This is a genomic window from Acidimicrobiia bacterium, assembly GCA_040878325.1.
GTDB lineage: Bacteria > Actinomycetota > Acidimicrobiia > Spongiisociales > UBA11373 > JAUYIV01.
This window is the reverse complement of the sequence record JBBDMM010000001.1, coordinates 23,608-45,565: the sequence shown is the minus strand read 5'-3', so window position 1 is coordinate 45,565 and position 21,958 is coordinate 23,608. Positions and strand designations below refer to the sequence as shown.

The window sequence follows — 21,958 nt, the reverse complement described above, 5'->3', positions numbered from 1 at the left end:
ACCTCTCCTCTCAAGCACACGGTGGGTCGTGCCGACAAACCCTTTGTATGTCCGCCGCGAATGGACCGAGGAGCCACCGAATTGGCTGAGCGCGAAACGATTGGATCAGTACTCGTCGACACCGGGCTGGTGACGGATGCCGACATGGCCCGCGCCCGTTCACTTCAGGCAGAGACCGGCGACTCCCTGACCCGCGTTCTGGTGTCCGAGGGAATCGTGGGCGAAGTCGATCTGGCGAAGATGATCGCCAGCCACATGGGCGTGGAGTTCGTGAGCCTCAGCGACGTCGCGATCGACCCTGCCGCCGCCGCCCTCATTCCGGAGTCACTGGCTCGGCGCTACGCGGCAATTCCGATCAAGTTCGAAGACGATGCCCTCGTCGTGGCGATGGCTGATCCCGGGAACGTGCTCGTGGTCGATGACATCCGGGCGATCACCGCGCTGCGGATCATCCCCAAGATCGCCACGAGGAGCGAGATCGACGACGCGATCCGGCGTGCAGGCCGGTTCGACGACTCGGTGGCCGATCTTGCCGACCTGGCGGGTGAAGAGGTGGCGGAGGACGACCTCAGCAAGATCGAGGCCGCGGTCGACGAGGCACCGATCGTCAAATTGGTCAACACGCTCATCAGCCGCGCTGTCAACGAGCGTGCCTCAGACCTCCACATCGAACCGGGGGAGAAGGACTTGCGGGTGCGGTTTCGCATCGACGGGGTGCTGCACGAGGTCATGAGCACGCCCCGGTCGGTCTCCGGTGCGGTCGTGAGCCGCCTCAAGATCATGGCGGATCTCGACATAGCCGAGCGCCGCGTCCCGCAGGACGGCCGGGTGAGCATCAGGGTGTCGGGACGCCCCATCGACCTGCGGGTTGCCACCCTTCCCACCATCTATGGGGAAAAGGTCGTCATGCGAATCCTCGACAAGGAGGACGCGGTGCTGGATCTCAAAGCACTGGGCTTCCTTCCGCATTCGATGACACGGTTCGAGACTTCCTACACGAAGCCGTACGGAGCGATTCTCGTGACCGGCCCCACCGGTTCGGGCAAGACCACGACCCTCTATTCCGCCCTGAACATCCTCAACGTCCCTTCGCGGCACATCATCACGGTGGAAGACCCGGTCGAGTACCGGCTGGCCGGGGTGGTCCAGGTGCAGGTGAACCGCAAGGCCGGCCTGCAATTCTCGACCGTGCTCAAGTCGATCCTGCGGTCCGACCCTGACGTGGTACTCGTCGGCGAGGTCCGCGACGCCGAGACCGCCAAGATCGCGGTCGAGGCCGCGCTCACCGGACACCTCGTGCTGACGACCCTCCATACGAATGACTCTGCCTCCAGCGTCAACCGCCTGGTCGACATGGGGGTAGAGCCCTATTTGGTCGCTTCCGCAATCGACTCCATTCTCGCCCAGCGCCTCGCCCGGCGACTGTGTGACCGGTGCAAGGTCACCAAGCCGGCAGGCCCGGAGCTGATCAAGCAGATGGGCCTCGACACCGAGGCGGGGCCGGTCACCATCTACGAGGCGGTCGGCTGCAAGGCCTGTTCGGACACCGGGTACCGCGGCCGGGTGGCCATCGTCGAAGTGCTCCTGATGTCCGAAGAGCTCCAGCGGATGGCCGTCGAGCGCCGCCCATCCGATGAGATCAAGTCCGTAGCCGTGGAGCAGGGGATGCTGACCCTCCGCCAGGACGGGATGGAGAAGGTCAAGCTCGGCATGACCACCCTCGAAGAGGTCCTGAGGGTGGTGGTCTGATGCCTCCCGACAAGATGTTGCTCTCTGTCGCCCAGCGGCTGGTGGACGAGCGCTTGCTCTCCGCCGATGACCTGGCCTCGGCGTCCCGTGCCGCCGAAGGCGACGGGTCCCAGGTGCTTCGCAGCGTCATCGAGGACGGCACGGTAAGGCGGGCTGACGCCCTTGCGGTCGTCGCCCGCCATATCGGGGTCGAGTTCGTCGACCCCACGTTCGGATTCGTTGCCGACCCGGAGGCCTCCGCCCTTCTGGAAGGGCGGGTGGCGGTGTCCGAGACCGCCCTGCCGATTCGGGTGCATGAGGGCCAGGTCGTGGTGGCAGTCCCTGATCCGCTCGACCAGGGAGTTCGCGATCGGGTACGGCGAGGGGCGACGGCTGACGTGGTGTTCGCCCTCGGCCCGCGCGATGCCCTCGACCAGGCCGTCAGGCGGCTGTACATGGCCGGCGGTCCCGGCATCGAGCCAGTGGCGATGCCGGGCAGTGGCCGGTTGCTGGCGGGCCTGGCGGAGCCGCAAGAGGTGCTTCAGTCCGAGACGACAGGTTTTCACATCAATGATCTACTGGAGGTTCTGATCGAGCACGGGGGTTCGGACCTCCACCTGGCCGCAGGCTCGCCCCCACAGATGCGGGTGAACGGCGAGCTGCATCAGATCGACGGATTCGGGGTCCTCAAGCCGGGTCCGTTGCGTACTCTCGTGTACGGAATCCTCACCGCTCGGCAGCGCGAAGAGCTAGAGAACAAACTCGAACTCGACGCTTCCCATCCGGTTCCCGGGCGGGGACGCTTCCGGGTGAGTGCCTTCTTCCAGCGGGGTTCGGTCGGGGCGGTAATGCGGGCAATCCCCAATGAGATCGTCTCCCTCGAGAAGCTGGGGATGCCGCCGGTCGTCAGTGAGTTCACCGACATTCCCCGTGGTCTGGTGTTGGTGACCGGAGCGACGGGGTCAGGAAAGTCCACAACCCTTGCCGCGCTCATCGACGACATCAACAGCCGCCGGGCGGTTCACGTCATGACGGTCGAGGACCCGATCGAATTCATGCATCGCCACAAGAAGGCAATCGTGAACCAGCGAGAGGTCGGCGGCGACACCCCGAGTTTTTCCTCGGCGCTCAAGCATGTACTCCGTCAGGACCCCGATGTCATCCTCGTCGGGGAGCTGCGCGACCTGGAGACGATGAGCACCGCGCTCACCGCTGCCGAGACGGGGCACCTCGTCTTTGCCACCCTGCACACCCAGGATGCGCCGGGATCGATCGACCGGGTGATCGACGTGTTTCCCCCGCATCAGCAGCAGCAGGTCCGGGTGCAGCTCGCCGAGTCGCTCGCCGGTGTGGTGACGCAACAGCTCCTCCCCACGGTCGATGGCAAGAGCCGGGTGGCCGCCGTCGAGGTCCTGGTGGCGATTCCGGCGATCCGCAACATGATCCGCGAGGGCAAGGTCCATCAGATTCGCAGCGCCATGCAGGCGGGAGGCAGGCATGGGATGCAGACGATGGACCGGGCGCTCGCCGCACTCGTCAAGACCGGCAAGGTCGACTTGAAAGTGGCTACGGAAAGAGCCCAGAACGTCGATGAGTTCATGAACCTGCTTGGAGGGAACCAGCGATGAGCACCCTGACGTTCGAATACCGCGCCCGTGACCGTTCGGGTGGGGTTCACGCCGGGATCATCGAAGGCTCGTCTTCGGCCGCGGTCGCCAGCGCGCTGCGCGAGAAGGGTTACGTGCCGCTCCGGATCGACGAGAAGCGATCGTCGGCTCTCGACAAGGAATTCTCGCTTCCCGGCTTCAAGAAGAAGGTGAAGCCGAAAGAGGTCGCCATCTTCAGCCGCCAGCTGGCGACGATGGTCAACTCCGGCCTCACCCTCACCCGATCGCTGGGCATTCTCGAGGAGCAAACGGACGGTGCGCTTCTCCGGGGGATGATCACCAATGTGCGCCAGCAGGTCGAGCAGGGGAGCAGCCTGTCGGCGGCCCTTGCCAATCACCCGCAAGCTTTCAACCATCTGTATGTGTCGATGATCCGAGCCGGTGAGGTGGGCGGTGCGCTCGACGAGACCCTGGTGCGGCTCGCCGACACCCTCGAGTCGACGGTGCGGCTCCGGTCGAAGGTGAAGTCGGCGATGGCCTATCCGGTGGTCGTCCTCACCCTCATCGTGCTGATCGTCGCCGGAATGCTGCTGTTCGTCGTACCGATCTTCAAGGGCATGTACGACGACCTCGGAGGAACGCTTCCCCTTCCCACCCTGATGCTCATCAACATCTCCGGCTTCATGACGAAGTTCTGGTGGCTGTTCATCGGATTGACCGTCGGGGGGGTAACCCTGTTTCGCCGCTGGAAGCGATCGGAGACGGGCCAGATCTCCTGGGATCGCCTGAAGCTGCGCGCTCCGGTGTTTGGCAAATTGGTCCAGAAGGTCGCCATCAGCCGGTTCGCTCGAACCTTCTCGGTGCTGAGCCGCACCGGTGTCCCGGTTTTGCAGGCTCTCGACATCGTGGCTGCCACCGCCGGCAATGCCCTCGTCGGCCAGGCGGTCAATGACGTCCAGGCATCGGTGAAGCGGGGCGAGTCTCTGGCAGGCCCGCTGAGCCGCCACGCGATCTTCCCGCCCATGGTCACCCACATGATCGCCGTCGGTGAGGAGACCGGGGCACTCGACACCATGTTGTCGAAGGTTGCCGACTTCTACGACAACGAGGTCGACGACACGGTGGGCGCCCTGACCTCCCTGATCGAACCGCTGCTCATCGTCGTCATGGGCCTGGCGGTCGGCGGGATCCTCATCGCCCTCTACCTGCCGATGTTCAACATCGCCAACCTGATTCAGAACTAGTCGGTCGCCAGTCTCCACTCTCCAGCGGGCTTCGGTCCGCTGGAGACTGGTTTTTGGTGGGGACAGTCGCTCGGCGAGGGGCCTTCCGGGTTTCGCCCTTCGCCCTTGCTTGCTCGTTCTCGCGAAAACCGATCAAGGACTGAGGCGGCGTAGGCCGATAACTCTCTTCAGGCCAGAGAGGCCTGAAGAGACCCGATATAGGAGGTTCTCGACAACATGATGAAGACCATCCGACGTGGCATGAACCGCGACGAGGGGTTCACGCTCATCGAGTTGATGGTTGTGGTGATGATCATTGCAGTCCTCATCGCCATTGCCATTCCCTCGTTCCTTGGATTCCGTAAGTCGGCGCAGGACCGCTCTGCCCAGAGCGAGATCCGCAACGTCCTCCTCTCGGAGAAGGCGTTCTGGCTGGACTCCGGTGACTACACCGAGACCGCCGCCGACATCACGGCATTTGAGCCGAATGCAAACCTGAACGCCGACCCCGCACTGGGTGTGGCGCTTCAGCTCAACGCTCTAAGTGCTGACACCGTCTGCGTCGTGAGGACTTCCGCGTCGGGGACGACCTTCTCCATCTGGGAGAGCTCCACGGCCGGGACGTTCTACGGAGCGACCGACCTCAGCGCTGCCTGCCCGGACGCGGCCCCCGCGGGCTATGTCCAGGACGGCTTCTAAACAACCCACGGTCGACGGCGACCAAGAGCGGGCCTCCGGGCACGCTCGGAGGAGGGGGCGGATTTCGATCCGCCCCCTCCTCTATGCCCTGAGGGGGCCAAGGATGCGATCCACAATCGATGCTGACCGCGGGTTCGTCCCGGACGACGGCCAACAGACCTGATGTACTCTCGAGCCGTGAGCGGAATGTGCTTCGGTGTACTCGTCGTCGGGGTCGGACCGGAGTCCGGGCGCCACGCCTGCAGCTCGATCCTCGAAGCCGAAATGACCGTCGATACCTGTACGGGCACCGACTGGTGATCATCGCTCTCGCCGGGCTCGCCGGCATGCTCGTCGGTAGCTTCCTCAACGTGATCGCCCATCGCGTGCCCGTTGGGGCTTCGGTGGTGAAACCGGCGTCGCGCTGCCCCCGGTGCGGGAGCGAGATCCGGGCAAGGGACAACATTCCGGTGTTGTCGTGGATCCTGTTGCGTGGCAGGTGCCGGGACTGCTCCGCCCCCATCTCGGTGAGGTACCCGGTGGTCGAGTTGGCGACCGCGGCGTTGCTCGCCGCCACCGCCGCCGTGATTGGCGAGTCGTGGGTGCTACTGGCATACCTGTGGTTCGCCGCGTTGACATTTGTCCTCTCGCTGGTGGACATCGATCACAAGCGACTGCCCAACCGAATCCTTTACCCTGGCACGGTCGTCGGCGCGGTACTGCTTGCCGCTGGAGCCACCGCAGATGGTGATTTGTCGTCACTGTGGCGTGGCCTCTCGGGAGGAGTCGCCTACTTCGCGGTGCTCCTGCTGGTGGCGCTGCTGGCTCGCGGTGGTTTCGGCATGGGCGACGTCAAGCTCGCTTTCGTCCTCGGGCTGTTCGCCGCATTCAGATCGTGGGAGACGCTCGCGGTGGCAGTATTCGGCGCGTTCGTCCTCGGGGGCCTTGCCTCGATCCTGCTTCTGACTCTGACCAAGGCGAGCAGGAAGGACGCCATTCCGTTCGGTCCCTGGCTCGTGCTCGGCTCGTGGCTGGCGATCGCGGTCGGTGACTCGGTCGCGGCGTGGTACCTCGGATAGAGGCCGGTCTCGGCCGCGCTGAGCGCGCGTCCCGCGCGCTGGCGGTGATCGGGTTGAATCCTTGGTCCCCGCGCGGCCCCTGAGTACGCTTTGCTGACACAGGCGTAACTACAGGTCTGTGACCAGGGTAAGGAGCCTTGCTATGGCGCCCATTGGTGGCTCGCGGAGAGACCCATGGCTGTCTCGATAGGTCTTGACATCGGATCGGAGGCGGTCCGGGCGGCCGTCGTCGACAGCGGCAAGGGAGCACCGGTTCTCCGGCGCTTCGTCGAGATGCCGTTGCCGCCTGGCGTGATCGAATCGGGCGACATCGTGGATGAGGGAGCGATCGCAGAGGTCGTGGCCGCGCTGTGGAAGCGCTACAGGTTGCCGCGCAAGCGGGTGGTGGTCGGAATCGCCAATCAGCGAGTGATCGTCCGCCAGGTGGACGTCCCCCATCTCGAGGAGGGGGAACTCGTCGACGCCCTCCCGTTCCAGGTCCAAGACGTCATCCCTATCCCGGTGGAAGAAGCCGTCCTCGACTTCGTCCCTCTCGAGGAGTTCACCACCCCCGAGGGTGACCTGATGCTGTCGATCCTGGTGGTGGCCGCTCAGCGCGATATGGTGGAGGGGCTCGTTCGCATCGCCAACAGCGCTGGTTTGAGCGTGTTGTCGATCGATCTACAGGCCTTCGGGCTCGTCCGGGCAGCCTTCGGGGCCGACCTGATGCTTGGCGGCGAGGGCCCCCAGGCGATGCTCGACATCGGCGGGTCGATCTCGCAGATCGCCATCGTACGCGGCGGCATCACCCGCTTCGTGCGGATTCTCCCCACCGGTGGTGAGCACTTCACCGAGACGCTGATGGCCGGAATGTCGATTTCGCGGGAGGACGCGGAGGCCCTTAAGCGGCGGGTCGGCGTCGCTCCGCATGGTTTCCCCGAGGGCGACGACGAAGAGATGATCGCCCGCCGCATCCTCACCCGAACGGCCGATGCCTTGATCGAGGAGATTCGCGGCTCGGTCAATTACTACTTGACCCAGGCAGCCGAGCACGGCCTCGATCGACTGGTCGTTGCCGGCAACGGGGCTCGCCTGCCCCACCTCGCCAACCGTGTCGGCCGCTCGCTCAACACGCGGGTCGAGCCCGTGCGAGTGCTGGACCACGTCAGCGTCGGCCGGGTGCAGATGACCGAGAGCGAGCTCCTCAACTTCCAACCCGTGCTTCCGGCCGCGGTCGGTCTCGCGCTCTGGGGGTCCTATGTGGTGCCTCCGACGAACAGGTTCGCGCATGTCGCTTGACAGCAGGCACCGATCGTGAGACCGATCAACCTCCTTCCGCCTGAGGTCGCCGAGGAGCGGAATCGACGCCGGCGCGTCGGTTTCCTGATCTTCGGTGTCGTCGCATACATCGCGCTCCTGGGGGTCGGTGTCCTCTACTGGGATTCCCGGGTGTCGGCGGCCCGCGACGACGTCGACGCCCAGTTGGAGATCAACCAGAGCCTCGAGCGCGAAGTGGTGGCGCTGAGTTCGGCCGGTGAACTGCAGACCGAGTACCAGGATCGCTCGGATCTGGTGCGCACCGCGCTCGCCACCGACATCGACTGGGGAATCCTCCTCAACGATCTGGCGCGTCTGCTCCCGCCGCGGGTGTGGGTCGAGACGTTCAGCGGCACGATCGTTGTGGAGACCACCCCTGGGGTGCTCGGGCAGGTGGCGTTCTCCGGGGTCGGGTTCGACTTCCCGGACGTGTCGGCATGGCTTCGTGCCCTCGACTCAGATCAGTTCAATGGCGTCACCGGCACCTGGGTCAGTACGATCGCCGAGGGGGTCATCGGGGATGTAGACGTGGTGACCTTTACCTCGACGGCCGTGCTGACCTCGGCCGCGGCCACGAACCGTGCCGAGACCTTGATCCCGGAGATTCCCTGATATGCGGCGCATTGGGCTTCTCCTCATTCTCGGAATGCTTTTCATCACAGCGGCGTGGTGGATGTTCCTCGTCAGCCCGCGTAACAGCCGCATCGCCGAACTGGGGGACGAGTTGGTGGTCGCCCAGGACACGGAACAACGCCTGCGGGTACAGGTCCGGCAGCTCGAGGAGATCAGGGACCGCGAGGTCGAGTATCTCGCTGCCCTCGGTCAGCTCGAATCACTCATCCCTGAGCGTCCGCTGCTCGACGAGTTCATCGAGGCGATCTTTGCCTTGACAAACGATACCGGGGTGGAGCTCCAGACTCTCTCCCCGTCGCTGCCGGCGGTCGCGGGCGACGACTCGGATTCGGATCTGCGTGAGATCGCCATTTCCGCCCAGATAGAGGGTGAGTTTTTCGAGATCCTGGGATTCCTGTTCGGGTTGAACGAGATGGATCGGCTGGTGCGAGTCGATGGAATATCGGCATCGTCATCGGTCAATGAGTCCGGGGTCACCGTGTTGGCGGTGGGCGTCCAGATGAGACTCTTCACCCTTGCCGATCTGCTGCCACCTCTCGAGGACATCGTGATTCCCGGCGATGGCGGTGCGAGCACCACCACGACCACCCTGGCGGGCGATGCCGAGGCCGGCGGGGAGGTGGACCCGTGATCGGCGTCAAGCGGACCCTGGTGTCGGTGCTGGTCTCGCTCCTCCTGGTGGGAACGGCTGCTGCTTCGGTCTGGCTGCTGGCTTCAGCCGGGGTGTTCACGGGAGGTGAGCCAGCCCTGCCGAGTGCATCGGTCAATCCGGGCACCGTTGCCGCCGCCCCGGGAGGAGCGCTCGATCCGTCGACGGATTATCAGGTCGCGCAGCCGCGTGACCCATTCGAGCCCCTCATCGTGCCGGACTCGACCACGACCGTTCCCGGTGGCGACACCACCACATCTACCAGCGGGGGTGCGACCACGACCACGACCCCGGGTGCGACGACCTCTTCGTCGACCGGCGGTACCACCACCAGCACCACTACGGGCGATCAACCCCAGGGGAAGCGGGTGACATTGCTGGAGGTGAGGCAGGAGGCCGGGGGTCGGGTCGCCGTCGTGGAGGTCGACGGTCAGACTTACACGGTTGGGGTCGGCGACACCTTTGCCGGCGACTTCAAGGTGGTGAGCCTCAGTGACAACGGCGGGGTCTTCACCTACGGCGACAGTGCGTTCACCCTCGCGGTAGGCCAATCGATAGTGAAGTAGGGCCGCCCGCCGGGTCAGCTCCCCCCTCCGCCCCCGCCCCCGGCGGCCGAAGGCCGCCCGATGGCGGCGCCACCTCCCCCGTCGAAGACGACGGAGGAGGACGCTCTTGCGGAAGGCGGAAGGCGGAAGGCAGTAGACGGAAGGCCTAGCCTCATCTCATGCTCCGCTTTCTTACTGCTGGTGAGTCACATGGCCCCGGCCTGGTGGCCATCGTCGAAGGGCTGCCTGCCGGCCTCGAGGTGTCGGCTGAGGGCATAGCCGCGGAGCTGGCGAGACGCCGGATGGGCCACGGACGGGGTCCGCGGATGCGGATCGAGCAGGACGAGATCGAGGTTCTCGGCGGAATCCGGTTCGGCAAGACCCTGGGGAGCCCGGTGGCCGTGCTCGTCCGCAATACCGAATGGCCGCGTTGGGCCGCAGAGATGTCCCCCACGCCGGGTGCCGCCACCCGGCCACTGACCACCCCTCGGCCGGGGCACGCCGACCTCGCGGGGATGCTCAAGTACGACACCCACGACGCCCGCGACATCCTCGAGCGATCTTCTGCGCGGGAGACCGCCGCCCGCACGGTCGCCGGTCATCTGGCCAAACGGCTCCTCGCCGAAGCGGGGGCGGAAATCGTCAGCCATGTGATCGCCATCGGACAGGTCGAAACAAGCGGAGACACCCGGCCCGGCCCGGGCGAGCTCGACCTCGTCGATCGCTCGCCGGTGCGGACGCTCGATCCGGTCGCTGAAGAGCGGATGGTTGCCGCCATCGACCTGGCACGCGACCAACGCGACACGCTCGGGGGCGTCGCCGAGGTGATCGCCTATGGAGTGCCGGCGGGCGTGGGCAGCCATGTCCATTGGGATCGCCGCCTCGACGGTCTTCTTGCCGGGGCGCTGATGTCGATTCCAGGGATCAAGGCCGTCGGCGTCGGGGACGGACTGATTTCGGCAGCCCGTCCCGGCTCGGCGGCTCACGACGAGATCGGCTTCGAGGATGGTGTCTTCAAGCGCCCGACCGAGCGGGCGGGTGGGATCGAAGGTGGGATGTCGACCGGCCAGCCGATTACGGCGCGGATTGCCATGAAACCGCTGTCGACGCTGATGCGGCCTCTGCCGACCGTCGACGTCACCACCAAGGAGCCGGGTGAGGCGTTTCGGGAACGCTCGGACGTGTGCGCGGTGCCGGCCGCGGCGGTGGTGGGCGAGCAGATGGTGGCGCTGGTGCTCGCCGCTGAGATGTCCCGGATGTTCGGCGGCGACACAATCGCTGACTTCCGCCGGTCGGTGGACTCGTACAGAAGCCGCCAAGCCGCCTTCTGATGGCGACCATCTGGCTCATCGGCATGATGGGTGCGGGAAAGACGACCGTTGCGCCACTGGTGGCGGCGCGGCTCGGGCGCGACTGGGTGGACACCGATCGCCTGGTGGAATCCCGGTCGGGTCGGAGCGTCGTCGAGCTGTTCGCAGAGGGAGAGGGAGTCTTCCGCCGGGCGGAAGCCGAGGTGGTGCGTTCGCTGCTCGGCGAGCCGATCGTGGTCGCCTGTGGCGGGGGAGTGGTGCTGGACGAGGAGCTGACCGCGTCGATGCGCTCTGGCGGGTTTCTCGTTTGGCTCGACGCACCACCCGAGGTGCTGCGCTTGCGGACCGGCCCCGCAGCGGAGCGGCCGCTGCTGAGTGCCGGCCCCGCGGGGACTCTCCTCCGGATTCTCGAAGAGCGGCTTGGGAGGTATGAGGCCGCGGCGCATGCGGTGGTCGTGGCCACGGTGCCACCGCAGGAAGTGGCGGAGAGGGTGATCGAGGCATGGGCGAAGTCGTCGTAGGCGGAGTCACCCGGGTGGTGATCGGGCGCGATCTCCTCGGGCCTGATGCCGTCTTAGGGGACGCCACTCCGGCGTTCTGTGGCCTCGTGACTCAGCCAGGAGCCGCGCCCGTGGCCGAGCGCGTTGCCGCCGGACTGGCCGCAGCCGGTATCCGTACCGAGGTGTATCCGGTCGCGGACCGGGATGTCGCCAAGTCGCTTGCGACCGTCGAGGCGGTCTGTCGCGGCCTTGCCGAGGCGGGGGCGACACGAGACGACATGGTGGTCGGGGTGGGCGGGGGAGCGGTCACCGATCTCGCCGGGTTCGTCGGGGCGGTTTTCTTGCGGGGGGTGAGGGTGCACTTCGTGCCGACCACTCTGCTGGCGGCGATCGACGCCTCGATCGGAGGAAAATCGGGGGTGAATGTCGGGGGCAAGAACCTGATCGGGGCGTTTCGCCACCCGGCGAGGGTGGTGATCGACCTTTCGGTGCTGGACGCCCTGCCGGGGGAGCTGATCAGGGAGGGCATGGCCGAGGCACTCAAGGCAGGGCTCGTGGGCGATCCCGGGCTGTTCGAACTCATCGAGCGCGACGGCCAGGGGGCCGACCTGGCGGAGGTCGTCACCCGGGCGGTGGCGGTAAAGGCCCGCATCGTCGGCGAGGACTTCGAGGAGCGGGGCGCGCGAGCCCATTTGAACTACGGGCACACGGTGGGACACGCTCTCGAAGCAATCACCGGCATGCCGCACGGGGAAGCAGTCGCCGTCGGGATGGTGGCCGCGGGGCGGGCGTCGGTCATCGAGGCCGGCTTCGACGGAGAGGAGCGGCAGCGTGCCGCCATCGCCGGGTTGGGCCTGCCCACCGAGGCGCCCATCGTGGACCGGGTCGAGTTGTTGAGCCGTCTGCGGCTCGACAAGAAGCACGACTCCCGAGGTCTCCGGATGGTGGTCCTCGAGGCAGTCGGTCGCCCGCTGGTGCGGCCGGTCGGCTCCGCTACCGTTGACGCCGCCCTCGCAGCCGTTGGCATTTCGGGAGGAGAGTCATGAAGCACGGCGAACGTCTGAACGCGCTCCGGGCAAGCATCACTGCGCCGATCCTGGTGTCGCGGGCTCCCAACCTCCAATACCTGACAGGCTTCACCGGCTCGAACGGCTTTCTCCTGGTGAGACCCTCCGGCGCCGCCGTGTTCATCACCGATGGCAGGTATGGAGAGCTGGCCAAGGCACTCGTTGCCGATCTGTCCGACACCGAGTTGATCGTGTACACCTCGGGCATGTGGGATGTGTTCCGCAAGGTCGTCGGTGGCCTCGACTCGGTGGCGCTCGAGGCCGACGGGGTCACCTGGGCATTCTCCAGCGACTTCGCCCGGGAGACCGCAGTCGACACCGTCGCCGGCGGAGGCTCGGTCGAGGCCCTTCGGCGCACCAAGGATTCCGTCGAGATCGCCGCCCTGGGTGCGGCCGCCGCGGCGGGTGACGCCGCGTTCACCGCGCTTCGGACCATCGCTGGAGGCGCGGTGAGCGAGAAGCAGTTGGGCTGGCGGCTCATCGACGTCATGCGCGAGCACGGTGGTGATGCCGCCGAGTGGGAGCCCATCGTCGCAGCAGGCGCAGGAGCGTCCATTCCTCACTACCGGGCAGGGGAGAAGCGAGTCGGGTCGGGGCTGCTCCTTCTCGACTACGGGTGCGTCGTGGACGGCTACCACTCCGACATGAGCCGGACGGTGTGGCTCGAGGGGGAGGCGGACGAGGAGATGACGCGGGTGTACCGGGCGGTGCTGGAGTCGCAGGAGGCGGGACTGGCCAGGGTGGCGCCCGGCGTTGCCTGCGGGGCCGTCGACGAAGCAGCGCGAGAGGTACTCCGAGGCTACGGCTACGAGGAGCAATTCCTCCATAGCACCGGTCACGGCGTCGGTCTCGAGATCCACGAACCGCCCTGGGTTCGCCGGGGAAACGACGACCTGCTCGAGGTCGGCGATGTGATCACCGTCGAGCCAGGCGTATACATTCCGGGTGCAGGTGGGGTGCGCATCGAGGACATGATCGTGGTGACCGAGTCGGGCGGCTCGGTCCTCACCGGATCACACAAAGAGTTCACGCTGGGCGCTTGACGCCGGCTGACTGGAGGCGGCGATGGTCTCGACGAACGACGTACGGCCCGGCATGACGCTGGACCTGGATGACGGCATCTTCCAGATCGTCGACTACCAGCACGTCAAGCCCGGGAAGGGCAAGGCTTTCGTACGCATGAAGTTGAAGAACATAGACTCCGGCGCCGTAGTCGACCGGACCTTTCGCGCCGACGAGCCGGTCCAGCAAGCGATCATCACCCGGCGTCCCCACCAGTTCCTGTATCGCGACGACTTCGGGTTTCACTTCATGGACGGCGAGACCTTCTCCCAGCTCGCCCTGAAGGGCGATGAGGTCGGCTCGGCGGAGGCGTATCTCAGGGAGGGGGACAACGTCAGCCTCTCGATGTACGAGGGCAAGGCGATCGGGATCGACCTGCCGGCGTCGGTCGAGATGGAAGTGGCCTACACGGAACCAGGGGTGAAGGGCGATCGGTCGTCGGCGGGCACCAAGCCGGCGACGACGGACACCGGGCTGGTGGTCCAGGTTCCGCTGTTCGTGGAGACCGGCGACCGGATCAAAGTCGACACCCGCTCTGGCTCGTACATGACCCGGGTCACATGAAGCCCGCGGAGGCCCGCGAGGCGGCGCTCCGCACGCTCTACCAGGCAGACCAGCGACGCGAGTCTCCCGACACCGAGGAATTGAGCGGACGGGCTGGTGGGCTCGTGACCGGTGTGTGGGCCGACCGTGCTGCCCTCGACGGGGCGATCGGCGCGGTCTCGTCCGGGTGGCGGGTCGAGAGGATGCCGGTGATCGACCGCAACATCCTGCGGATCGCCCTATGGGAACTGCTCAACCGTCCCGACATCCCGGTGGCTGTCGTCATCTCGGAGGCAGTGCGGCTCGCGAAGCTGTATTCCACCGAGCGCAGTGGGGGATTCGTCAACGGCGTGCTCTCCCGCCTCGCGACTGAGCGGGTCGACGGATGACCGGGCTGCTGGCGGTCGTTTCAGGGCGAAGCGCCGAAGATGCGGTCCGCTCCGCGGCGGCACTCGGCGAGGTCGACGGGTTCGTGGTCGGCGCCGAACTGATCTTGGGCCCGGGGCCGGCGATCGTATCGGCGTTGGCCGGGCTGGGGCCGGTGATGGTTCTCGCCGGCCTTCACGGTGACACCGCTTCCGCCGTAGCGGCAGCAACTCGCCTGGCCGACTACGGCGCCACGTGGGTGACGGTTCAAGCCAAGGATGGCCCCGATCTGGTGGCCGCAGTAGCCGCGGCAGGCGTGCGAGTGGTGGCGGTGACCCTACGCCCCGGGCAAGGAGACGCGGAAGTGGCGGCGCTGCGGCTCGGTCAGTCGCGCGGCCGGACGGTATCTCGCCTCGCGGAGCTCGCCGTCGGGGCAGGTGCGGTCGGAGTCTTGTGTGACTCGCCCGACCTCGGCGTCGTCGCCCAGGTGGCGCCCGCGGCAGATAGGTTGGTACGTGTTGCCACCGCCGAGGAAGCCACCCGCGCCGTCGATCGCGGCGCCACCCACCTGATCGCCGGGTCCGATCTGCTTCCAACCATTCGGGACGGGTTGGCGGCTCGTTGACCAGCGGGTGCTGCGCTTCTTATGCTCGACATGTGTCGACCCCTCCATACCTCTCTCCCGAGCAGCGGGCGGCCGCGCTTGCCAAGGCGGCGGAAGCACGGCGGGTGCGGGCTGCAGTACGCGAGGAGCTGCGGACGGGCGAGGCCACCCTCGCGGATGTGCTGGGTCGGACCGACGACGAGATGATCGCCGGCATGAAGGTGAAGGCGATTCTGACCGCGCTCCCCGGCCTGGGGAAGGTCAAGTCGTTTCGGCTGATGGATCGGTTGGGGATAGCCGACAACCGTCGGGTACGAGGTCTGGGGACTCAGCAGCGGAAAGCGTTGCTGGAGGAACTGGGGCCCTGAGGGCTCACTGTTCATCCATGTCTCGCCCCGCGGTGATCGCCGAGACGAACTGGATGGCCGATACCCCGGGATCGACCTCCTCGTCTTCGAAGGCAATCAGCTCGCAACGGATCAGTCGATCATCTCGGTCCAGCGCTGTCGCCACCAACTCGTGTCCGCTGACGACGGCTATCTGATCGTCGTGTACTGCCACCCGGACGATCGGGTCGATGGTCGGGGCGCCGACCGTGTCGGGTGACGCCATGAGGCGTGCCGGGTCGAAATGGCAGGTTGGTTTCGGAGATTCTGCGGGCGGGTGCTCATCGAGATGTGCGATGACCACCTCGGCCACCGTATCGACGCCAACCCGACTCGTATCGACGATGAGGTCGTAGTTGCGCCAGTCGTCGACTGTGACGCCGTAGGTGTCGTGATACCGCTCGGCTTCGACCGCTTGACGGGCGAGCACCTCGGCGGTGGCCTCTTCTACCGATGAATATCGCTCATCGGCGCGGCCCGCTCCGTAGACCCGGCCTACGGCAGCCTTCGGGTCGACGACGAGGTAGACCTTGAACGACTGGGGTACGAAGTGCCATGCCAGGCGGGAGTCGATCACGGCCGCCTGGTCGGTCGCGGCGAGGCGGATGAGGTTCCCGTCCACCTCGGCGTCGATCGTGGGATCAGATTCGGCGAGTTGGTTCAACTCGAGCACCGTCAGCCCCCGCCGGGCAGCCAGTTCCCGGAACAGCGATCCGGTCGACACCAGCGGCCACCCGGTGATCTCCACTACCCGCCTCGCCACTGACGACTTTCCGCTGCCGATGTTGCCGGCAATGGCGATCTTTCCCGGTGTCCGGGGCGGTGCGTGGTTCATCGCGGTGGAGCGTAGAAGCCTCGCTGTTCGTTTCCCGCCGGAGGTACGCAACCGACGCCGCCGCGAAGGCATTGATCGTACGACGGGAACGATGCCCCTCGCCCCTATAATGGATTCCCTGATGATGGTCGACCCGCCGATCGAAGCCGTGCTCGAGAGTACCAAGGAGCGCTTTACCCTCGTGGTGCTTGCCGCTCGCCGCGCCCGGCAGATCAACGCCTATTTCAATCAGCTCGGCGACGGCATCGGAGGGTATGTTCCTCCCCAGGTCCACTCCCTGTCACGGAAGCCCCTCTCGATCGCATTCGAGGAGATCGCCGCCGGCAAGGTCGTCGTCGACTCCGGCGAGTAGGTAAGCCATGCTGGCTGGGCGCCGCATCGTCCTGGCCGTATCTGGGGGAGTCGCCGCCTTCAAGGCTGCCTATCTGGCCCGGCGCCTGGTCGAGAATGGCGCTCACGTCGAGACGATCATGACACGGTCGGCGCTCGAGTTCCTCGGCCCGCAGACCCTGGCAGCGATCACCGGGTCGCACCCCCATCTCGACTTCTTCGGCGACGACGACGTCAGCCCCCACACCATCCTCGCTCGGTGGGCCGACGCCATCGTCGTGGCGCCTGCCACGGCCGCCACCATCGCCCGGATCGCCAACGGTCTGAGCGACGACCTGCTCTCCGGCACCGTGCTCGCCTTTGCCGGCCCTGTAATCGTCGCACCGGCCATGCACACCGAGATGTGGGAGCAGCAAGCGACGCAGCGCAATATCACCACTCTCGCCGCCGATGGCGTGGTCGTGGTGGGCCCTATCACGGGGGCACTGGCGGGCGGCGATGAGGGCCCCGGCCGCATGGTGGAGCCTGAGCAGATCATCGAGGCACTCCAGGCTGCACTCGGACACGGTTCACTCACTGGGTGGAAGGTGCTGGTGAGCGCCGGCGGAACCCGAGAGCCGATCGACCAGGTTCGTTTCATCGGCAATCGGTCATCGGGGAAGATGGGTCACGCAGTCGCGGTCGAGGCCGCCGAACGCGGAGCAGAGGTGACGCTCGTCACCTCTGCCGAGGGTCCGCAGCACCCGCGCATCGTCGTCGTGAACGCCGCGACCGCGGCGGACATGGCGGAAGCGGTGTGGAAGCACGCTCCCGCCGTGGACGTGGCGGTGCTGTCGGCGGCGGTTGCCGACTTTCGGCCCGCGCAGGCGTCGTCGGGCAAACTACGCCGTGCCGATGGCCTGCCTCGACTCGACCTCGAGCCCACACCCGACATACTCGCCGGCGTGGCTGCGCTCGAGCGCCGGCCGTTCCTGGTCGGCTTCGCCGCCGAGGTCGGCCCGGCGGCCGACGCCGCGGGAAAGGCCAAATCGAAGGGCGTCGACCTCCTCGTGGCCAATGACGTCACTGCCCCCGATGCCGGGTTCGAAGTGGACACGAATGCCGTCACTGTTTTCACCTCCGATGGGTCGGCAGAGGAGTGGCCGACGATGCCGAAGCAGGCCGTGGCCGCCCGGCTGTGGGACCGGATCATCGAGATGCGAAGCGGTGAGGAATCCTCCGCGCGATCTTCGTGATCGGCAGGCCGACGGATACGTCCGAATGAACTTCGCCTGATGAAGGTCGTGCGCGTGGTGCCCGACGTCCCGTCGTTCTCTGTGGACGACGGGTTCGCCTATCGGGCGCAAGACGGTGTCACCGTCGGCTCGATCGTCCGGGTGCCCCTCGGTGGGCGCCGGGTGCGCGGTTGGGTCGTATCGACCGGGGAACCCGATCGTCCCCGGCTGAGAGAGGTCCTCGGTGTATCGGGGGACCTACCGGTATTCGACCGGCGTCTACTCGATGTTCTTCGCTGGGCTGCCTCGCGCTATGTGGCGCCACTCGCCGCGGTGCTTGCCAAGGCCACCCCACCCAACCTTCCGCGGCTCCGCGAACGACCCGATCTTCCGCCGGTGGCGCCGCGGCCCGTAGCCCCCTTCTTGGCGGTCCTGGCCGACCGCATCGTCCACGGCGGGCGCTCCGGTCCCACCACCCTGGTCGGCCCGGGTCCGTGGGGCGAGGCGATCGAAGGGATCGTGGCGTCGGCGGCCGGTGCAGGGCGAACCGTCGTGGTGATCGCGGCGACCTTCGACGAGGCATCGGTGATGGCCGAGAGGTTGGGGAGTTCGATGGGAGACCGGGTGCTACTGGCATCCTCTCGCGTTCCGGCCGCTCAGACCACCGCAGCCTGGGAGAGCGCCGCGTCGCGACCAGGCACGGTGTTGGTAGGAACGCGCGAAGTGGCGTTGTGGCCATGGGCGTCGCCGGGGCTGGTGGTGCTCGCTGGTGAGGGCAGGCGGGGAATGAAGGACAAGGCGACCCCCACGGTGCACGCGCGCGATGCCGTGATGCGCCGGAGCACGGTGGAACGGTTTTCGGTGCTGTTGTGCGATCTGGTGCCGTCGGCGGAGGCGGTCAGTCGTTCGGCCTCGGTGATCTCCACGGGACGGCGCTCGTGGGGCCACGTAGAGGTCGTCGACCGGCGGGACGATCCGGTCGGCACCGGTCTGCTTTCACCGGCCACCGTGGCGGCTCTTCGGGCAGCGGTGGCGGACAGCCGCAGGGTCCTGCTGTTCACCGACCGCCGGGTGGCGGCGCAGCGGTGCGTGCGCTGTCGGGCCCTACGCCAGTGTGGGCGGTGTGGCGCCGGCCCTGGCGCCGGTGAAGCGTGCTCGCGTTGTGGGGCCCCAGTAGGCGCCTGCGAGGCGTGCGGCGGCCGCCGGTTCGAGGCCCTCGGCTCGGGGGCACCCCGGGTGCTCGCCGACGCCGGGAGGTTGGTCGGCCGGGAACAGGTGGGTGAGGTGGGCTCGGGGCGGCCGGTCGTGGTGGGCACCGAGCGCGACTTGCCCGGACTGGCTGTCGAACTGACGATCGTGATCGACGCCGACGGACCGATCCTCGCCCCGCACTATCGGGCGTCCGAGGATGCGCTGCGCCTGCTCGCTCGGGCCGTGGCGGCGGCCGGATCTGGCCGAGGGCGTCGGGCCATCGTGCAGACCGTTGATCCCGACCATCCCGTCGTCGAGACGTTGCGCCGGGGGAATCCGATTGAGTTCGTCAGGGCGGACGCCGCCCGCAGATCCTCGATGGGATTTCCGCCGGGAGGCGAGATCGTGGCACTCGAGGCGTCGGGGCTCCCGATCGGCGCCGCGGCCGATCTCGTCGACGAGATCGGGGGGCGCGCCGAGGTCCTCGGTCCGGCGGCGTCGGGTGACGGGCTGAGGTGGCTTCTCCAGGGGCGCGACCTCACGGCTGCCCGGACCGTCCTCCGCGGGGTGGTGGGGAGGTGGCGGGAGGGTGGCGCCCGGGTCAGGATCGACTCGGACCCGATCGAACTCTGAGTAGCGGAGCAACTAATCTCCCTCGCCGATGGCGATCTTCCCAATCCGGACATTCCCTGATCCCGTGCTGAGGATGAAGGCGACCCCGGTGGTCGACTTCGATGGGTCCTTGGAGCGGATCGTCGACGACATGCTGGAGACCATGTACGCCGCCCCCGGGGTGGGCCTCGCCGCCAACCAGATCGGGGTCTCGGTTTCGGTGTTCGTGTTCGACATCGGAGACGGCCCCCACCATGTGGTCAACCCCGTGCTTGAGGATGCGTCGGGGTCGTGGACCTATGAGGAGGGCTGCCTCTCGGTACCGAACAAGTATTGGCCGATCGCCCGGCCGTCTTTGGCGGCGGTGTCGGGGGTTGACGTACGCGGGGAACCGGTGCGCTATTCGGGCGACGAGCTCGTCGGTAGGGTCCTCCAGCACGAATTCGACCACCTGCAGGGGCTGCTCCTCCTGTCGCGGCTGGGACGACGGACGAGAAAAGCGGCCTTAAGAGAATTGCGCGAAGAGTCGATGGGATCGGTGTGACCGCGCTTCGGGCCGCCTTTTTCGGCACCCCCTTGGAGTCGATCCCGGTGCTCGCGGGCCTCCTCGAGGTGGCGGAGGTGGCCTTCGTCGTCACCCGGCCGGATGCCCCCCAGGGGCGATCCGACGGTCGGGTCGCTCCCCCGGTCAAGTTGGCGGCGGAGGGCCTCGGTCTGCGGGTACTGCAGCCGGAGCGCCCGGTGGAGGTGCTGGAGGAGACGGGCTCGGTAGATGTGGCGTTGGTGGCTGCGTACGGGCTCCTGGTGCCGCCCTCCCTTCTCCTCGCCCCGGCGCACGGGTTCGTCAACCTTCACTACTCGCTGTTGCCACGGTGGAGGGGAGCGAGCCCGGTGGTGCGCACGATCCTCGCCGGCGACAAGAAGGCAGGCGTGACGCTGATCCAGATGGATGAAGGCCTCGACACCGGACCGATCTTTGCCTGCGTGGAGACTCCGCTCGGCACCGAGGAGACCGCCGGTCATTTGACCGCACGGCTGGCCGTTCTCGGGGGGGTGCTGGTGGCCGAGTTGCTCCCCGAGATCGCCGCGGGAAGGTCGGTCGCCAGTCCCCAGAACGAGTCTCAAGCGACCGCGGCCGGGAAGGTGACCGTCGAGGAAGCGTTCCTCGACCCCGCCCGCCACACCGCGGCGGCGGTGCATCGCGCAGTACGGGCCTTCGATCCCAAGCCGGGGGCGTGGGGGATGGTGGACGGCGAGCGCGTCAAGGTGTGGGCGGTGCGGGCAAGAGAGGCCGATGCCGAACCGGGCGTCGCCAGCGAGGTCGACGGAGCTGTGATCCTGGGCTGCTCCGATGGAGCCGTCGAGCTGGTCAGGGTGCAACCCGCGGGCAGGGCGCGCATGGCCGCCACCGCCTGGATGAACGGCCGCCGCGGCGAGCCCGCCCGGTTCGGCTATTGACGATTGTTAAGCCCAGCCCCGGCCCCGGCTACGGCCCCAGCCAGACCCGGACAGGCACTTCCGGGCCGTGTGCCGCGTTCTGGCCGGAGCAGTGGCCGGAGCCGGGGCTCCTTCTGACTGGAGACTGGGGACTGGAGACTTGGGTGCCTCGCCCTCACTCGATCACGATCTGGTCGAGCCCCTGTTCAGGCGCCGGGTACTCCATCTTCAGGCTCTCCAGCGTCTCGACGAGGACGGTCCCGATGACCACGTTGCGGTACCACTTGTGGTTGGAGGGAACCACGTACCAGGGTGCCCATGGGGTGCTGGTGCGGGCGATCGCTTCCTGGAACGCTGCCTGGTAGTCGTCCCAGCGGGCTCGCTCGGCGAGGTCCCCCTGCTCGAACTTCCAATGCTTTTCGGGCTCGTCGAGGCGACTGCGGAGGCGAGCCGCCTGCTCTTCCTTGGAGATGTGGAGGAAGAACTTGAGGATGGTCGTTCCCTCGTCGGTGAGCATTCTCTCGAAGTCGTTGATGTGGTCGTAACGCCGTTGCCAACGGCTTTCGGGGACGACCGAGTGAACCCGGACGACGAGCACGTCCTCATAGTGACTTCGGTTGAAGATGACGATCTCGCCGTTGGCGGGGACCTCCTGGTGAACCCGCCACAGATAGTCGCGGGCCAGCTCCTGCTCGGTGGGTCGCTTGAAGGAGGCCACCTTGACGCCCTGGGGGTTGACCCCCTCGAAGACATGGCGGATGGTGCCGTCCTTGCCCCCGGTGTCAGTCGCCTGGAGTACGACCAGCAACCGATGCTTGCTGCTGGCGTAGAGCAGCTCCTGGAGCTCCTCGAGGCGCTTGATGACCTTCTTGAGCGCGTCCTTCCCTTCGCTCTTGTCGCCGGCGAACCCGCCCAGGTCCCTTGGGTCGTGGTCGGAAAGCCTGAAATCGGTTGCGGACTCGATGCGGTGTCGCTGCATGGGGCCACAACCTATACATTCCTACGGGTGCCCGCGGGAGTTGGGGACGGACGGCTGGTGTGGGGGTGGATGCGCGCCGGGGTA

Annotated in this window: 25 protein-coding genes; 23 read left to right on the top strand and 2 right to left on the bottom strand. The window is 66.9% G+C overall.

Annotation, left to right across the window (positions count from 1 at the left end):
* The first annotated feature begins 81 nt into the window (after positions 1-81).
* The 18 genes from WD184_00225 (at position 82) to mihF (ending at position 15,258) form a co-directional block, all read left to right on the top strand.
* Positions 82-1,749 carry an ATPase, T2SS/T4P/T4SS family gene (locus WD184_00225; GenBank protein ID MEX0825177.1) on the top strand — a complete coding sequence of 556 codons (1,668 nt, stop codon included), beginning with the start codon at positions 82-84 and terminating at the stop codon, positions 1,747-1,749.
* Positions 1,749-3,356: a PilT/PilU family type 4a pilus ATPase gene (locus WD184_00220; protein MEX0825176.1), complete on the top strand. Its 1,608-nt coding sequence runs from the start codon at positions 1,749-1,751 to the stop codon at positions 3,354-3,356. Before WD184_00225 ends, WD184_00220 begins: the two co-directional genes overlap by 1 nt.
* Complete coding sequence (locus WD184_00215) at positions 3,353-4,579, top strand: type II secretion system F family protein (protein ID MEX0825175.1); 1,227 nt, start codon at positions 3,353-3,355, stop codon at positions 4,577-4,579. The genes WD184_00220 and WD184_00215 overlap by 4 nt, the downstream gene beginning before the upstream one ends.
* A 216-nt stretch (positions 4,580-4,795) precedes the next feature.
* Positions 4,796-5,257: a prepilin-type N-terminal cleavage/methylation domain-containing protein gene (locus WD184_00210; protein ID MEX0825174.1), complete on the top strand. Its 462-nt coding sequence runs from the start codon at positions 4,796-4,798 to the stop codon at positions 5,255-5,257.
* A 177-nt stretch (positions 5,258-5,434) separates the two neighbouring features.
* Positions 5,435-5,557 (top strand): hypothetical protein, encoded by a 123-nt coding sequence (locus tag WD184_00205; protein ID MEX0825173.1) that lies wholly within the window; start codon positions 5,435-5,437, stop codon positions 5,555-5,557.
* Entirely contained in the window at positions 5,554-6,315 is a 762-nt protein-coding gene (locus WD184_00200) for a prepilin peptidase (protein MEX0825172.1), read from the top strand. The genes WD184_00205 and WD184_00200 overlap by 4 nt, the downstream gene beginning before the upstream one ends.
* Positions 6,316-6,489: 174 nt before the next feature.
* Complete coding sequence (gene pilM, locus WD184_00195) at positions 6,490-7,593, top strand: type IV pilus assembly protein PilM (protein ID MEX0825171.1); 1,104 nt, start codon at positions 6,490-6,492, stop codon at positions 7,591-7,593.
* A 15-nt stretch (positions 7,594-7,608) separates the two neighbouring features.
* Complete coding sequence (locus WD184_00190) at positions 7,609-8,223, top strand: PilN domain-containing protein (protein ID MEX0825170.1); 615 nt, start codon at positions 7,609-7,611, stop codon at positions 8,221-8,223.
* 34 nt (positions 8,224-8,257) lie between these two features.
* Positions 8,258-8,875 carry a type 4a pilus biogenesis protein PilO gene (gene pilO / locus WD184_00185; protein MEX0825169.1) on the top strand — a complete coding sequence of 206 codons (618 nt, stop codon included), beginning with the start codon at positions 8,258-8,260 and terminating at the stop codon, positions 8,873-8,875.
* Positions 8,872-9,459 carry a hypothetical protein gene (locus WD184_00180; GenBank protein MEX0825168.1) on the top strand — a complete coding sequence of 196 codons (588 nt, stop codon included), beginning with the start codon at positions 8,872-8,874 and terminating at the stop codon, positions 9,457-9,459. The genes pilO and WD184_00180 overlap by 4 nt, the downstream gene beginning before the upstream one ends.
* A gap of 158 nt (positions 9,460-9,617) precedes the next feature.
* Entirely contained in the window at positions 9,618-10,769 is a 1,152-nt protein-coding gene (gene aroC / locus WD184_00175) for a chorismate synthase (GenBank protein ID MEX0825167.1), read from the top strand.
* Positions 10,769-11,269: a shikimate kinase gene (locus WD184_00170; protein MEX0825166.1), complete on the top strand. Its 501-nt coding sequence runs from the start codon at positions 10,769-10,771 to the stop codon at positions 11,267-11,269. Before aroC ends, WD184_00170 begins: the two co-directional genes overlap by 1 nt.
* Positions 11,251-12,294 carry a 3-dehydroquinate synthase family protein gene (locus tag WD184_00165; GenBank protein ID MEX0825165.1) on the top strand — a complete coding sequence of 348 codons (1,044 nt, stop codon included), beginning with the start codon at positions 11,251-11,253 and terminating at the stop codon, positions 12,292-12,294. Before WD184_00170 ends, WD184_00165 begins: the two co-directional genes overlap by 19 nt.
* Complete coding sequence (locus WD184_00160) at positions 12,291-13,358, top strand: aminopeptidase P family protein (GenBank protein ID MEX0825164.1); 1,068 nt, start codon at positions 12,291-12,293, stop codon at positions 13,356-13,358. Before WD184_00165 ends, WD184_00160 begins: the two co-directional genes overlap by 4 nt.
* Positions 13,359-13,380: 22 nt before the next feature.
* A complete protein-coding gene (gene efp, locus WD184_00155; protein ID MEX0825163.1) occupies positions 13,381-13,941 on the top strand; it encodes an elongation factor P in 561 nt (186 codons plus the stop codon).
* A complete protein-coding gene (gene nusB / locus WD184_00150) occupies positions 13,938-14,309 on the top strand; it encodes a transcription antitermination factor NusB (protein ID MEX0825162.1) in 372 nt (123 codons plus the stop codon). Before efp ends, nusB begins: the two co-directional genes overlap by 4 nt.
* On the top strand, positions 14,306-14,911 hold the full coding sequence (locus WD184_00145; protein MEX0825161.1) for a hypothetical protein: 606 nt from the start codon (positions 14,306-14,308) through the stop codon (positions 14,909-14,911). Before nusB ends, WD184_00145 begins: the two co-directional genes overlap by 4 nt.
* 32 nt (positions 14,912-14,943) lie before the next feature.
* On the top strand, positions 14,944-15,258 hold the full coding sequence (mihF, locus tag WD184_00140; protein MEX0825160.1) for an integration host factor, actinobacterial type: 315 nt from the start codon (positions 14,944-14,946) through the stop codon (positions 15,256-15,258).
* Positions 15,259-15,262: 4 nt separating this feature from the next.
* Here mihF and WD184_00135 read toward each other — a convergent pair whose 3' ends face one another.
* Positions 15,263-16,111, bottom strand: a complete 849-nt coding sequence (locus WD184_00135; protein ID MEX0825159.1) for a cytidylate kinase family protein — start codon at positions 16,109-16,111, stop codon at positions 15,263-15,265.
* Positions 16,112-16,202: 91 nt separating this feature from the next.
* On the opposite strand from WD184_00135, the gene rpoZ reads away from it, so the two are divergent.
* The 5 genes from rpoZ to fmt are packed head-to-tail and all read left to right on the top strand — an operon-like array spanning position 16,203 to position 20,916.
* Positions 16,203-16,463 carry a DNA-directed RNA polymerase subunit omega gene (gene rpoZ / locus WD184_00130; protein MEX0825158.1) on the top strand — a complete coding sequence of 87 codons (261 nt, stop codon included), beginning with the start codon at positions 16,203-16,205 and terminating at the stop codon, positions 16,461-16,463.
* 7 nt (positions 16,464-16,470) lie between these two features.
* The gene (coaBC, locus tag WD184_00125) at positions 16,471-17,676 is read left to right on the top strand and encodes a bifunctional phosphopantothenoylcysteine decarboxylase/phosphopantothenate--cysteine ligase CoaBC (protein ID MEX0825157.1); all 1,206 of its coding nucleotides are present in this window, start codon (positions 16,471-16,473) and stop codon (positions 17,674-17,676) included.
* Positions 17,677-17,715: 39 nt separating this feature from the next.
* The gene (locus tag WD184_00120) at positions 17,716-19,479 is read left to right on the top strand and encodes a hypothetical protein (protein ID MEX0825156.1); all 1,764 of its coding nucleotides are present in this window, start codon (positions 17,716-17,718) and stop codon (positions 19,477-19,479) included.
* Positions 19,480-19,507: 28 nt separating this feature from the next.
* On the top strand, positions 19,508-20,002 hold the full coding sequence (gene def, locus WD184_00115; protein MEX0825155.1) for a peptide deformylase: 495 nt from the start codon (positions 19,508-19,510) through the stop codon (positions 20,000-20,002).
* Complete coding sequence (gene fmt / locus WD184_00110) at positions 19,999-20,916, top strand: methionyl-tRNA formyltransferase (protein ID MEX0825154.1); 918 nt, start codon at positions 19,999-20,001, stop codon at positions 20,914-20,916. The genes def and fmt overlap by 4 nt, the downstream gene beginning before the upstream one ends.
* A gap of 154 nt (positions 20,917-21,070) precedes the next feature.
* On the opposite strand, the gene WD184_00105 is transcribed toward fmt, so the two are convergent.
* A complete protein-coding gene (locus WD184_00105; GenBank protein MEX0825153.1) occupies positions 21,071-21,874 on the bottom strand; it encodes a polyphosphate kinase 2 family protein in 804 nt (267 codons plus the stop codon).
* Positions 21,875-21,958 lie beyond the last annotated feature (84 nt).